This is a genomic window from uncultured Shewanella sp. (assembly GCF_947501225.1).
GTDB lineage: Bacteria > Pseudomonadota > Gammaproteobacteria > Enterobacterales > Shewanellaceae > Shewanella.
In genome coordinates this window covers 26,326-38,849 of the sequence record NZ_CANMUW010000023.1, presented here as the reverse complement: position 1 = coordinate 38,849, position 12,524 = coordinate 26,326, and the positions used below count along the sequence as shown (strand labels likewise).

13 protein-coding genes are annotated in these 12,524 nt (G+C 49.2%); 9 read left to right on the top strand and 4 right to left on the bottom strand.

Features of this window, described 5'->3' with window-relative positions:
- Positions 1–111 precede the first annotated feature (111 nt).
- Positions 112–681 (bottom strand): TetR/AcrR family transcriptional regulator, encoded by a 570-nt coding sequence (locus Q1B47_RS20445; protein WP_299798154.1) that lies wholly within the window; start codon positions 679–681, stop codon positions 112–114.
- Between the two features lie 280 nt (positions 682–961).
- Here Q1B47_RS20445 and Q1B47_RS20440 point away from each other — a divergent pair, with 280 nt between their 5' ends.
- Genes Q1B47_RS20440 through Q1B47_RS20425 form a run of 4 tightly spaced genes read left to right on the top strand, consistent with a single transcriptional unit; the run spans position 962 to position 3,973 of the window.
- Positions 962–1,471 (top strand): cytochrome c, encoded by a 510-nt coding sequence (locus tag Q1B47_RS20440; RefSeq protein WP_299798151.1) that lies wholly within the window; start codon positions 962–964, stop codon positions 1,469–1,471.
- A gap of 47 nt (positions 1,472–1,518) precedes the next feature.
- Positions 1,519–2,148 (top strand): FKBP-type peptidyl-prolyl cis-trans isomerase, encoded by a 630-nt coding sequence (locus tag Q1B47_RS20435; protein ID WP_299798148.1) that lies wholly within the window; start codon positions 1,519–1,521, stop codon positions 2,146–2,148.
- Between the two features lie 52 nt (positions 2,149–2,200).
- On the top strand, positions 2,201–3,670 hold the full coding sequence (locus Q1B47_RS20430; protein ID WP_299798145.1) for a reductive dehalogenase: 1,470 nt from the start codon (positions 2,201–2,203) through the stop codon (positions 3,668–3,670).
- Between the two features lie 18 nt (positions 3,671–3,688).
- Positions 3,689–3,973 carry a hypothetical protein gene (locus tag Q1B47_RS20425; RefSeq protein WP_299798142.1) on the top strand — a complete coding sequence of 95 codons (285 nt, stop codon included), beginning with the start codon at positions 3,689–3,691 and terminating at the stop codon, positions 3,971–3,973.
- Between the two features lie 219 nt (positions 3,974–4,192).
- Here Q1B47_RS20425 and fis read toward each other — a convergent pair whose 3' ends face one another.
- The 3 genes from fis to prmA form a co-directional block, all read right to left on the bottom strand.
- Positions 4,193–4,498 (bottom strand): DNA-binding transcriptional regulator Fis, encoded by a 306-nt coding sequence (gene fis, locus Q1B47_RS20420; protein ID WP_005496187.1) that lies wholly within the window; start codon positions 4,496–4,498, stop codon positions 4,193–4,195.
- Positions 4,499–4,516: 18 nt separating this feature from the next.
- A complete protein-coding gene (gene dusB, locus Q1B47_RS20415; RefSeq protein WP_299798134.1) occupies positions 4,517–5,485 on the bottom strand; it encodes a tRNA dihydrouridine synthase DusB in 969 nt (322 codons plus the stop codon).
- Positions 5,486–5,635: 150 nt separating this feature from the next.
- Positions 5,636–6,517 (bottom strand): 50S ribosomal protein L11 methyltransferase, encoded by an 882-nt coding sequence (prmA, locus tag Q1B47_RS20410; RefSeq protein ID WP_299798131.1) that lies wholly within the window; start codon positions 6,515–6,517, stop codon positions 5,636–5,638.
- 538 nt (positions 6,518–7,055) lie between these two features.
- On the opposite strand from prmA, the gene Q1B47_RS20405 reads away from it, so the two are divergent.
- The 5 genes from Q1B47_RS20405 (at position 7,056) to Q1B47_RS20385 (ending at position 12,457) form a co-directional block, all read left to right on the top strand.
- Complete coding sequence (locus tag Q1B47_RS20405) at positions 7,056–7,781, top strand: fumarate reductase cytochrome b subunit (RefSeq protein WP_299798128.1); 726 nt, start codon at positions 7,056–7,058, stop codon at positions 7,779–7,781.
- Between the two features lie 158 nt (positions 7,782–7,939).
- Complete coding sequence (locus tag Q1B47_RS20400; protein WP_299798125.1) at positions 7,940–8,608, top strand: fumarate reductase cytochrome b subunit; 669 nt, start codon at positions 7,940–7,942, stop codon at positions 8,606–8,608.
- Between the two features lie 101 nt (positions 8,609–8,709).
- Positions 8,710–10,734 carry a fumarate reductase flavoprotein subunit gene (locus tag Q1B47_RS20395; RefSeq protein WP_299798122.1) on the top strand — a complete coding sequence of 675 codons (2,025 nt, stop codon included), beginning with the start codon at positions 8,710–8,712 and terminating at the stop codon, positions 10,732–10,734.
- Positions 10,731–11,462, top strand: coding sequence for a fumarate reductase iron-sulfur subunit (locus Q1B47_RS20390; protein ID WP_299798119.1), 732 nt, complete (start codon positions 10,731–10,733; stop codon positions 11,460–11,462). The genes Q1B47_RS20395 and Q1B47_RS20390 overlap by 4 nt, the downstream gene beginning before the upstream one ends.
- A gap of 92 nt (positions 11,463–11,554) precedes the next feature.
- Entirely contained in the window at positions 11,555–12,457 is a 903-nt protein-coding gene (locus Q1B47_RS20385; protein WP_299798116.1) for a LysR family transcriptional regulator, read from the top strand.
- Positions 12,458–12,524: the final 67 nt, after the last annotated feature.

Sequence of the window (12,524 nt, the reverse complement as noted above, 5' to 3'; positions counted from 1 at the left end):
AAACACCTCAAAGCTGCAAATTATTTATATCTTTAAGGTGTATCTTATTTGCCTCTTTAAGAGCTGGCAAGGAAAACTTGAGTAAATTGCTCAGGAATTCACATTTCAGCGTTAATCTGTTTCAACGGTCGCCAGAAGCAGCATAGGGATGACTCTGTTTACCGTTGTCTTAAATGAGGCTGGATCATTGTTCATGACCTTGCCCCAGTTCAGGTAACAGTTAAACAGCTCGGCCCGTGTCTTTTGCTCCAATTCATCGAAACCGGCGTCGGCAAAGGCCCTCTGAATTACGGCCATACGACGTGAGTGAATATTGTCAAACACCGCCATGGCTGCTTCGTCGTGGCTGGCCCAGCCACGGATGGCTAATTCATATTTGGCCAGATCTTGTCCGACTACGGTATCGGCAATGGTTTGCAATCGTTGCTTGGGAGGAAGCTGTGGCAGATCCGGGTTGTCCGTTAACACGGCGTTAAATTCAGAAATCCAGTACTCCAGCATATGATCCAACAGATCTTGTCTGTCTTTAAAGTGCCAATAGAAGCTGGTCTTAGCGACGCCGACTGTGCGAGACAGGTTGCCGATACTTAGTTTGTCAACGCCTTGGTTTGAAAGCATTTTTAGTCCGGCTTCTAACCATTGATTCTTGGAAAAACGTTGGCGCGTTACTTTACCTGTCATTGATATACCCATACAAAAATTGTGGTTGTTGCTCTAAATCAAAAATTGTCTGTTTTCAGACCATGTGTCACATTTTTACAACCTCGTTATGTACCACCTGGTACATTGAGGGGTATTATCGCCTCAACATATGTACCGCCCGGTACTTATATCGTTGGTTAAGCGAGTTAGGGTCATTATCCCAAATTAGTGGCCGAAGGTTAACCCGTTTGAGGTTTTCATTCAGTGCTATATGACCCGATGCTTTGCCTGTGGAAGTCTGTCGATAGGAAACCTAAAAATGCAGAAGACAGTTCTCTCTATTACCTTGCTTGCAAGCCTGTTTGGTTTTGCGGCAAAAGCAAACCCAATGCCGGATCCTTATGCTGAGCCGACGGCGGCAATTCAGGCGCGACAAGGTGTTCATAGGCTTATGGGCGCAAGCCTGATGGATGCCGGTGCCATCGCTACCGGCAAGAAGCCGTGGAATGGTTTCACCATGCTTAATCGTGTCGACTCTCTGGCGGGGTTATCCATCATATATAACGATTTTTTCTTTGTGCCGGACTCCTTTAAGCAAAGTAAAGCCAGTGATGACCTGCTGGATCGCAAGGAGGAGTTCCAAAGCCGCTCTAAGGCTCTGAAAAATGCCACCCTAGGACTTCGATTAGCGGTTCGTAACCATGATGGCCACTCCAGTATGAAGGCTGTGGTGACCACCATTGAGGCTTGTAATGCCTGTCATATGAGCTTTATGAAGTCAGATGCAAGGCTGATTCTACCCCTGCCGGATGCTCCTGCTGGGCACTAGAAACTGCTGTTTGCGTATATTTACCTTATCTGAGGAGTCAAATCATCATGACTGATACTAAAGCTGTATCGCTCGTAAATGACGAGCAGAAAGTCAGTTATGGACTGGGGTGGCAGTTCGGCCGTCACCTGCAAACTCATAACTTTGACGGATTGGAGCTGGAAACCGTCTTCGCTGGGATGCTGGATTGCTTCCATGACAGAGCCGCGCCCATCACTGATCAACAAGTGGAGACGGCATTTAAAAATATTGCAGCCAGGGTAGAGGCTATTCGCCGAAAAGAGGCCGATGAGGTTGCGGGACGCAGTCAGGCATTTATGTCTGAAAATGCCCTTAAGCCGGGAATCGTCATCACAGACTCCGGCTTGCAATACAAGGTCATAGAGATGGGAGAGGGGCGAACTGCCGGGCAGATAGATAATGTCATCGTTCACTACCACGGCATGTTGATCAACGGCGAAGTATTCGACAGCTCAGTCGAAAGAGGGGAGCCGGTAGAGTTTCCCGTGCAGAGCGTTATTCCCGGTTGGACCGAGGTATTGCAGATGATGCCGCAAGGCTCTAAGTGGCGAGTATATGTACCGGCAGAGCTGGCCTATGGTCAGGTGGGTAAGGCGCCGAAGATCCCCGGCAATGCGGCCTTGATCTTCGACCTTGAACTTATTGAAGTCGTCTGATCTTGCCCGCAGAGACTTTTACCCCATTGTTAGATGAAGAGAATTAAGCAATATGACAAACCAAGATGAAAACCTCAGCTCGCAAGAGCAGCAAGATGATCTACCGAACATGTCGCGACGCAGCTTCTTTAAGAAGACCGTCATTGGTGGTGGTGCGGCTATGTTAACCGGTGGAGTGGCATTAGGGGCTTCTAAGGCGGCACTGGAAGGTTCGACAAACACTCCGGGTATCGAGGTCGACGAGCTCAACTTTAAACCTTTCGACCAACGGGATCTGGTGCTGACTCACGCGGTGAGCCCAAAACTGTCCAAGATAGATCATCCCGAGCGTTCGGCTCAATATTCACGTTTGTGGAACAAAGAGTTTGACTTCAATGATGTGGTCCAGACATTCGAGAACCGTGATCACTTCGATAATAGTAAATCAGGATATGGTCAGGCCGACAGGGCTATCGGCCACGCCGCCTGGTACCCTTTGGTTGTCGCCAAATCCCGTGCAGCCGCCTTCGGTCAACCGAATACTCCGCTGCATAGCTGGGATCAAACAGACGTAGAGCCTGAGCAATATGATTGGGGAAGCGGCAAACGTGCCGCAGATATGATCCGCTCGACAGGACGCCTGTTTGGAGCGGTGAGAGTGGGCATCGCAAAGTTTGATAAACGTTTCGTTTACGCTCCTCTCTATGACATGGAGGATGAGAGAACTCTCTCCTGGGAGAAAGACTTTCCGTTCAAACCCAAGTCGGTGATCGTCATTGCAACCCCTATGGACTATGACAACGTAGCGACGGCGCCGTCCTGGACCTCGGAGGGCGCCACGGGTAACGGTTATAGCGACATGGGTAAGATGGCGTGTCAGATGGCAAAGTTTATCCGTGGCTGTGGATACCATGCCGTGGGAGCGGGTAACGATCTGGCTAACTCTGTGGCCTATGCCATCCTAGCCGGAATGGGAGAGGGCGGTCGTCTTGGCTCCTGCATCATGCCCGGTGTCGGGCCTAGGGTGAGGCTGTGTAAGGTATTTACCGATATCGACTTTGAAGATGCTTACGATCAGCCACGAACCTGGGGGGTGCGCGAGTTCTGCAAAACCTGTAAGAAGTGTGCCGACTCCTGCCCGTCCGGTGCCATCAGTCAGGATGATGAACCCACCTTTCACCCTACCTATGAGTTCAGCGACGAGCCGGGTTATACCTGGAATAGTCACGCGGGTGTCAGTAAGTGGCATTCAGACTCCAAGCGCTGCTTCAACTTCTGGGTAGACAACGATACCTCCTGCTTGAACTGTATCGCCAGTTGTACCTTCAATGAACCCGACTTCTGGCATCACTGGATGATGATGGCCGTCAACCCTATGATGCCAAAATTTCTGCATGCCTTTATGGCGGAAGCTCATCCGGCGTTTGGCTATGGCGGACAGGGACCCGAGCCCATTCCGGGTAAGGTTGAGAAGTTCTGGAGATCCGGCGCCGATATGCGCACCAATGTTTCTATGAAAAATAATATCGGCACAGCCGGTTAACATACAGGAGAAAGAGTGATGGAAGCTTTGCAATGGTTCTGTCTGGGCATTATCAGCATGTTGACGATTAATGCCATGGTGTATGCCCATATGGTGGTCAAGCTTAAATGGTACGCGATACCTCTGCTGTTGGTCGGCATTCTGGATATCCTGTTTGGTATCGCCTGGTGTGGTTCTTCGTTTATCGAAGGTTATGCGCAATCCGGCGCGCTGGGCTTATCTGTATTTGGTGGCTCAGGCCTGCTATTGGTGATAGTTACCTGGCGTCATCTGGTGGCACCGGGTTTTAAGCCAGCCCAATAGTTATTTTCTCATCATATTGCCCCTATTCAGGGGCAAAACTCCTGCCTTATACCGACTGGCATTAATCATCAAAGACACCTTCCAGCTGCTTGCTCTGTGTTCCTGGCTGCGAAAGTTTTTCTCGCTATGTGTGCCAAGCCCGGCTCTGCTTCATAAACAGCAGACATAAAAAAACCAGCCTGGGGCTGGTTTCTTTATTTAAAGCAGGAGATGAACAATTTAGTTCATGCCATACTTTTTCAATTTCTTACGCAGAGTACCACGGTTGATACCTAGCATGTTCGCCGCACGAGTCTGGTTGCCGCGGGTATGCTGCATGATGATATCCAGCAGAGGCGCTTCAACTTCGCTTAACACCATTTCATATACTTCTTCAGCTTCCTGTCCGTCCATCTGAGCGAAAAAGTTTGTTACTGCACGCTTTACAGCGTCACGTAATAACTGAGGCTTGATAGTACCGTTAGCTGTTTCAATTTTGCCAACTGTAAGCTGATGAGTTTCTGTGTTAGTTGTCTGATCAAACATTCGTATTCTGCTCTTTAATTAATTCTGTGCAATTTCATCAAAATAGCGTTCCACCATGGAACATTGTTCTTCAACAGTTTCCAGCCGATTAAATTCGGCCCGGAATGGACGCTGTTCATCCTGGTCCAAATACCATCCAACATGTTTTCTAGCGAAACGGATACCCTTATATTCACCATACAGAGCATATAAGTTTTTAAGATGTTCCAGCATCACAAGACGCTTTTCATCCATCTCAACAGGCGCTAGCTTCTTACCCGTTTCCAGGTAATGTTGAATTTCTCGGAAAATCCAAGGCCTTCCCTGGGCACCCCGACCTATCATGAGAGCATCGGCACCGGTCTGATCCAGCACAAAACGAGCTTTCTCAGGGGTAACGATATCTCCGTTAGCAACAACAGGAATCGAGACATTCTTTTTAATAGTTTTAATTGTGTCGTACTCGGCTTCTCCCTTGTACATGCACTGCCTGGTTCTGCCGTGAACGGCTAATGAGGCAATGCCACAATCTTCGGCTATCCGGGCGATTTGAACACCATTCCTGTGCTCAGGAGCCCATCCAGTGCGAATTTTCAGTGTTACCGGTACATCCACTGCCCCAACCACGGCTTGTAAAATCGCTTTTACCTGCTCAGGGTCTTGTAACAGTGCTGAACCAGCTAGCTTTCTATTCACCTTCTTCGCAGGACAGCCCATATTGATATCGATGATCTGCGCCCCCTGTTGTACGTTGACAACGGCGGCATTGGCCATCAATTCAGGATCGGCACCTGCTATTTGTACTGAGCGTATCCCATCTTCACCAGCATGACTCATGCGCTGGCGACTCTTATCGGTATCCCAAACCTCAGGATTCGACGAAAGCATCTCCGACACCGCCATGGCAGCACCATAACGAAGACATAGATTTCTAAAGGGTTGGTCTGTGACACCTGCCATTGGTGCCACGATCAACCGGTTTTTCAGTTGATAGGGTCCAATCTGCATTTTCAACATACCTTGCGTTACAAAGGGGCGCTATAGTACGCCTTTTTTGAGCCGGTGAAAAGGTCAATAAATGACCTGAGAGAAACTTTTTTTCTTGACTTTTGAAAGGTGAGAATTCTCAGGCGGCACAAGGCGTGCCGCCCAATACCGCTATTTACGTACCCCTGTCAAGCGGCTCCAATCCTCTTTGTGAGCAGGCTCATCCATATCAAACCACTGGGTGTAATACTCAGCGACCTCTTCGGCTTGTTCTTTAAGCAGGCCTGACAGTGCCAATAGACCACCGGGCTTGACTTTTTCGGCGATGAGAGGGGCAAGTTCTCTCAACGGTCCGGCAAGGATATTAGCCACTAAGATATCGGCCTGCAGATCTGCCGGTTGATCTTCCGGCAGGAAGAGGGCTAATTGATCTTCTACGCCATTACGTTCAGCATTGGCTTTCGATGCCTCTATGGCCTGATAATCGATGTCGATACCTGTGACCTTAGTTGCACCGAGTTTCAGTGCGGCGACGGCTAAAATACCAGAGCCACAACCAAAATCGATCACCTCTTTATCGGTGAAGTCTAAGCCATCCAGCCACTCCAGACAGAGAGCTGTCGTTGGATGCGTTCCGGTACCGAATGCTAAGCCCGGATCTAATATGATGTTGACGGCTTCGGGATCGGGGATTTCGCGCCAACTGGGGCAGATCCACAGGCGTTCGCCGAACTTAATCGGATGGAAATTATCCATCCACTCACGCTCCCAGTCTTTATCTTCCACCTGCTCTATCTTGTAGGAGAAATCTTTACTCAGATAAGGTTGTAGCTTTAGTTGTTCCACAACCAAGGCAAGATCTCTATCGGCTTCAAACAGGGCGGTAAGAACGGTGTGGTTCCACAGTGGTGTTTCACCTAAAGTGGGCTCGTAGATGGGTGTGTCTTTACCGTCTTCCAGGGTAATAGACAGAGAACCCTCCTCCATAAGCAGATCGCTTAAAGCATCTGCATGTTGGTTATCGGTATCAATTTTTAACTGGATCCAAGGCATGGGATCGTCTCTTAAAGTTTTGCAATTGAACCATTGTAATACCAATCACCTTAAATATGTAATCAATTCAGAGTCGCACACTAGTTTCAATTTATGGGTTACATGCATTGAGCAGCTTTTACAGTGCGACATAGGGGGAAGCTGGTGGCTGCCCTGTGAGCCCTCCATTGACAGCTAATCATGATGATAAAACCATGGTGTCCCTCAAAAAATCTATAGATAACATTCATATAGCAGATTTAAGTATGCTCTGAAATTCGGTAGTTAGGATTAGATGACTTACACTTTTTCAACGCCGGGTATGAGGCACTTCCTTACCAGGTGTGCTCGATTGTTTTGTTTGAAAGGTGCTTGTAACCTATTGAATTAAGTTGGTTAAATGGTATGACCTTTGTTTTGTGGTGCCCCTTTTGTTTGTGATCTGCTTCAAATAGCCGGGGCTAAACTAGTGAGCTTGGTCACGCTTTGGCCAGACGATTACTCTCAGCTCAATTCTTCTTGATAAGGTGTAAATCCCGACAATAGGCACTATAAGAAAATGACTGTGAGAACCTTACTTCCTGAAACAAGCATCCCTGGCATCGTAGGACACCCCTGGTCTGCAAAGGCAGATAAAATTCAAAGTGTCACCGGCATAATGCTCGGCTGCTTTCTGTTGGCTCATCTGCACTTTGAGTCCAGTATCCTGCTGGGAAAGGAGGCCTTCTATCAGGTCGTTCAGATCCTCGAAGGTGGAATGTTCAGTGAAACGGGGCATGGCTTTCCTCTGGTCACCAAAGTCTTTTCTGTATTTATTCTCATTGTCGTCATGCTACATGCTGCCGTAGCCCTGAGACGTTTTCCGGCTCAGCTGGGGCAGTGGCGAGCACTACGCCGCCATATGAACGGCATTAACCATAAAGATAGTCACGCCTGGTTTTGGCAGCTGGTTACCGGTTTTATTCTGTTCTTCCTGGCGCCTGTGCATATTTTTACCATGATCACTAACCCTGAGATCGGGCCTCACCTCTCTGCCGAGCGTGTTTACCATGCCAACGCCTGGTTACTTTATGCATTGCTGCTACCAGCCGTGGTTATTCATGCCATGATTGGGCTATATCGAGTCGCGGTTAAATGGGGCCTTACGGCAAACAGAAGTGGATTGAGAAAAGTCATCAAGGTGTTGATCATATATCTTATTGCCATAGGTTCGCTGAGCCTGATCTCTTACCTGATTATCGGTAGTGATCTTACGCTCCCTATCCAGCCTTTTGTGCCAGAATAGTCAGTAAAATCTCATAAAGATGAGTATTTTAGAACTTGATTGATTATTTGATCCTGTTTTGATCTGCCTCACAGTTTTTAGGTGATATGTGAGCGACATTATCAATAGTCTGTTCTATGACTTTTTTTAATGTTGCAACATTAATTCGGTGAGGAAATATGGCGATAACAAAAACAATTAAAAACTGCAGTGGCTGGCTCGATATGAGCCAGAGTGTTTCAGGCATTATTTTGGCCGTGTTCTTGTGGACACACCTGATACTGGTGTCATCAATACTGCTCGGCGGCGATGCGATGACCTGGGTTGCCGGCATGATGGAGCTGAACTTTTTGAGTGCCGATGGCCATGGCTACCCTTGGGTGGTGTCACTGATTGCCATCGCCATCGCAACCTTAGTGCTGGTGCATGTGTTGATTGCGGTGCAGAAATTACCTCTGAGCTTGAGGCAGCAGATAGCACTGAGAAAGCAGATGACTGCTATCAGTCATGGCGATACTAAGCTTTGGCTCTGGCAGGCCATTACCGGGGTAGGTATCTTATTGATGTTGCCCGTACACCTGTGGCTTATCGGCTCGGCTCCTGAAACGATCGGTCCTGCAGGATCGGCCGATCGAATCTGGAATGAAGGGGTATGGATGCTATATATGCCGCTTCTGCTCTGCGTAGAGTTACATGCCGCCATTGGTGTATATCGCGTCGCAATGAAATGGGGTGCCGCCCGAGATCTCAATACCCGTTCACGAATGAAGAAGATTAAAACCATAGTGAGTGTGGTATTTGTGGTTATCGGTATGGCATCGCTGCTGGCATTTATTCCCTACGCGTAGCCGGAAGTTGTGTAAATCAGAAACCTGCTGGTACACAAATTTAAATAATAGTTTGAAATGATAAAAATAATGAGCCCTCAGGCCCTATGTAAGGAGCAAGTGTGAAACTGATATATACCGATTCTTTAGTGGTCGGAGCTGGACTGGCCGGACTCAGAGTGGCTATCGCTTCTAAAGAGCGTGGCCTCGATACCGTTGTGTTATCTCTTATCCCTGCAAAGCGGTCTCACTCCGCAGCTGCACAGGGTGGAATGCAGGCGAGTCTCGGCAATACCGTTAAGGGTATGGGTGATGATGAAGATATCCATTTTCAGGATACGGTCAAAGGCTCAGATTGGGGATGCGATCAGGATGTGGCGAGAATGTTTGCCCATTGCGCTCCCAAGGCAGTGCGTGAGTTGACTAATTGGGGGGTGCCGTGGACGCGTGTAACCAAGGGGCCTCGTCAGGTTGTCGTTAATGCCGAGAAGGTGACTATCGAAGAGGCGGAAGAGGCGCACGGCTTAATCAACGCCCGTGACTTCGGTGGTACCAAGAAATGGCGAACCTGTTATACCGCAGATGGTACGGGGCATTCGCTGCTTTATGCGGTCGATAATAAAGCTATCTCTCTCGATATCCCCGTTCATGAAAGAGTCGAGGCACTATCTCTTATTCATGATGGCAAGCGCTGTCATGGTGTCGTTGCCCGCTGCATGATAACCGGTGAGCTTCGCGCCTATATCGCCAAGTCGACCACGATTGCTACCGGTGGTTATGGCCGCATCTATGAGGTGTCTACCAATGCCATCATCTGTGAGGGGATTGGGCAGGCTCTGGCCCTTGAAACCGGTGTGGCAAAGCTCGGTAACATGGAAGCGGTACAGTTTCATCCAACGGCCATCGTACCTGTGGGGATCTTGACAACTGAGGGCTGTCGAGGTGACGGAGGCTTGCTCAGAGATAAAGATGGCCATCGCTTTATGCCGGACTATGAGCCGGAAAAGAAAGAGCTGGCTTCCCGTGATGTCGTGTCACGCCGCATGACCGAACATATGCGCAAGGGGAAGGGGGTGGATAGCCCTTACGGTCCTCATCTGTGGTTAGATATTACGCTTCTTGGCCGTAAGCACGTAGAGACTAACCTGCGTGAAGTGAAGGAGATTTGTGAGAACTTCTTAGGCATAGATCCGGCTAAAGACTGGATCCCGGTTCGCCCGACTCAGCACTACTCCATGGGCGGGATCCGTACAGACAAAACGGGGCAGAGCCCTCAGCTGAAAGGCTTATTCAGTGTGGGAGAGGCCGCCTGCTGGGATATGCATGGTTTTAACCGCCTGGGCGGTAACTCACTGGCAGAGACTGTGGTTGGTGGCATGATCATCGGCAAATACGTTGCAGATTTTTGTCAGGAAAATACCTTAGAGATCAATACCGGCCTGGCAGAGTCTTTCGTGGAAAAGGTACGCAACGAGATTGATGAACTCGTTGAGGGGCCGGGAACCGAAAGTCCGTTTGCTTTGAGAAAAGAGATGGAACGGATCATGATGGAATATGTTGGCATCTTCCGTAATGGTCCCGAGCTGGATAGGGCGGTGACTGAGCTGCAGACACTATTGAAGCGGGCCAGACATCTGGGTCTTAAGTGTAAGAAACGTCATGCTAACCCTGAGCTGGTTGAGGCGCTGCGTGTGAAACGTATGTTGAAGGTCGCGCTGACTGTTGCCTGCGGCGCAGCTGCGCGCACCGAGAGCCGTGGGGCTCACGCCCGTGAAGACTTCCCGCAGCGTAACGATAAAGACTGGTTGAACAGAACCCTGTCCAGCTGGCCCGATGAGAATGCACTCACACCTGAGCTCAGTTATGAAGATCTGGATGTGATGAAGATGGAGCTGCCACCCGGGTATCGTGGCTACGGGATTAACAATGCGATAGCCCATCCCGATACCGAGAAGCGCGAAAAAGAGATCACTAAGATCCTGAGTGAACTCGGCGATGATGCCGATCGCTATCAGCGTCAGCAAGCTTTGATGCCATTTGAAGTGCCTGAATCTTTGATGGCGAGAAATGAACGTTTATGTGACAACTTAGACAGACCTGCCTCTGCCGTGCCGGGAGAAGTGTCAGAAGGAGAGCAAGCATTATGAGTCAGGGCCGTACCTTAACCTTTAATATTTTTCGTTACGATCCTCAAGAGCCTGATGATAAGCCTAAGATGGTTAAATATCAGATCGAAGAGACACCGGGTATGACAGTGTTTATCGCGCTCAATATGTTGCGTGAACATCAGGATACCTCGCTGCAGTTCGATTTTGTCTGCCGAGCAGGAATATGTGGCAGCTGTGCCATGGTGATCAATGGTTTTCCGACTTTGGCATGCCGTACCCTGACCAGCAAGTACCCGAAAGGTGAGATTACCCTGATGCCGCTACCGGGCTTCGAGTTAATCGGTGATCTGTCGGTCAATACCGGGAAATTTATGCGTGAGCTTGCCGAGCGCCTGAAGCTCTGGCTTCAACCTGACGCGGATGATGTCGATGTACATAGACTGGAAGCCCCCATGGATCCGGAAGAAGCGGCCAAGCTTTATGAGTTGGAGCGCTGTGTAGAGTGCGGTGTTTGTGTGTCGGCTTGTGCTACCAAGCAGATGCGTGATAGCTTCGTCGGTGCGGTGGGTATGATGAAAATAGCGCGTTTCGAACTCGATAGCCGTGATGAGCGCAGCGTCGAAGACTTCTATCATGTTATCGGTAATCAGGATGGGGTATTTGGTTGCATGACTCTGCTGGGCTGTCAGGATAACTGTCCTAAAGATCTGCCCCATATGCAGCAGATTGCATATCTGAGACGTAAGATGGCGGTTGCACTGGTTTAATCGCAGCCGGATATGAATGCCTTACTCTAAGCCTGCTTTAAAGCAGGCTTTCTTTTTTATCTGAGCCTTAAAATTAAATCAGGGTGGTTGTGATGCAGATACAGGATCTTACGCTTTTTGTGCGGGTAGCCGATTGTGGCAGCATAACGGCTGCAGCGACAGAGTTAGAGATCTCACCGGCAGCCGCGAGCGCCGCCCTGAAGCGGTTAGAGAGGCAGCTGGATGCCCGCCTGTTTATCAGGAGTACCCGCAGCTTGAGGTTAACTGAGGCTGGTGAGCGCTATTTAATCCATTGTCGTCGGGCCCTGACCGACTTAGACCTTGGGCTGCAGGCGATAGACGATGTGAAAGAGAAGATCGCTGGTGTGATAAACCTTGCGGTCCCGTCGGATATTGGACGTAACTTGGTACTTCCCTGGCTCGATGAGTTTTTGGAAGCGTATCCGGATCTTAAAATCAGGCTACATATCGGTGATACTGTTTCAGATTTTTATCACGATAAGATAGACATTGCACTGCGAACGGGGACACCTAAAGACTCATCCTTGGTGGCATTCAAGATATGTCGGGCTAAGCGGGTGCTATGTGCTTCTCCCGAATATATCGCCGATAAGGGAGGGGTGACCGAACTCGAGCAGCTCTCAGGACATAACTGTTTGTTCTTTATGTTAGATGATCGCACTCATGATCAATGGTGTTTCATGAAGAATGGCCGTGAATTCAAGGTTAGGGTAACGGCAAACCGCACCTGTAACGATGCAGAAGTTGCACGTCGTTGGGCGGTAGCCGGCAAGGGGGTGGTGTACAAGTCATCGCTCGACCTTATCGATGATATTACCGGTGGGCGTTTGGTGCCAATGTTAACTGAATACGAGGGGGAGGCAGCCGATCTGTATCTGGTATGTCCGGGGCGTGAACACGTTACCCCAGTAATGTTACTGCTCAGGGATATGCTTAGAGAGAAATGTGAGCAGAGGCTGGGAGCTCGTGGCTAGTAGCTAGAACCTAGAACCTAGAACCTAGAACCTAGAACCTAGAACCTAGAACCTAGAACCTAGAACC

What these genes read in the sequence shown, in the direction of transcription:
- Q1B47_RS20430 (WP_299798145.1), top strand. Translation starts at nt 2,201, where the DNA reads ATGACAAACCAAGATGAAAACCTCAGCTCGCAAGAGCAGCAAGATGAT.
- Q1B47_RS20440 (WP_299798151.1), top strand. Translation starts at nt 962, where the DNA reads ATGCAGAAGACAGTTCTCTCTATTACCTTGCTTGCAAGCCTGTTTGGT.
- Q1B47_RS20435 (WP_299798148.1), top strand. Translation starts at nt 1,519, where the DNA reads ATGACTGATACTAAAGCTGTATCGCTCGTAAATGACGAGCAGAAAGTC.
- Q1B47_RS20400 (WP_299798125.1), top strand. Translation starts at nt 7,940, where the DNA reads ATGGCGATAACAAAAACAATTAAAAACTGCAGTGGCTGGCTCGATATG.
- Q1B47_RS20405 (WP_299798128.1), top strand. Translation starts at nt 7,056, where the DNA reads ATGACTGTGAGAACCTTACTTCCTGAAACAAGCATCCCTGGCATCGTA.
- Q1B47_RS20385 (WP_299798116.1), top strand. Translation starts at nt 11,555, where the DNA reads ATGCAGATACAGGATCTTACGCTTTTTGTGCGGGTAGCCGATTGTGGC.
- Q1B47_RS20390 (WP_299798119.1), top strand. Translation starts at nt 10,731, where the DNA reads ATGAGTCAGGGCCGTACCTTAACCTTTAATATTTTTCGTTACGATCCT.
- Q1B47_RS20425 (WP_299798142.1), top strand. Translation starts at nt 3,689, where the DNA reads ATGGAAGCTTTGCAATGGTTCTGTCTGGGCATTATCAGCATGTTGACG.
- prmA (WP_299798131.1), bottom strand. Translation starts at nt 6,517, where the DNA reads ATGCCTTGGATCCAGTTAAAAATTGATACCGATAACCAACATGCAGAT.
- Q1B47_RS20445 (WP_299798154.1), bottom strand. Translation starts at nt 681, where the DNA reads ATGACAGGTAAAGTAACGCGCCAACGTTTTTCCAAGAATCAATGGTTA.
- dusB (WP_299798134.1), bottom strand. Translation starts at nt 5,485, where the DNA reads ATGCAGATTGGACCCTATCAACTGAAAAACCGGTTGATCGTGGCACCA.
- fis (WP_005496187.1), bottom strand. Translation starts at nt 4,498, where the DNA reads ATGTTTGATCAGACAACTAACACAGAAACTCATCAGCTTACAGTTGGC.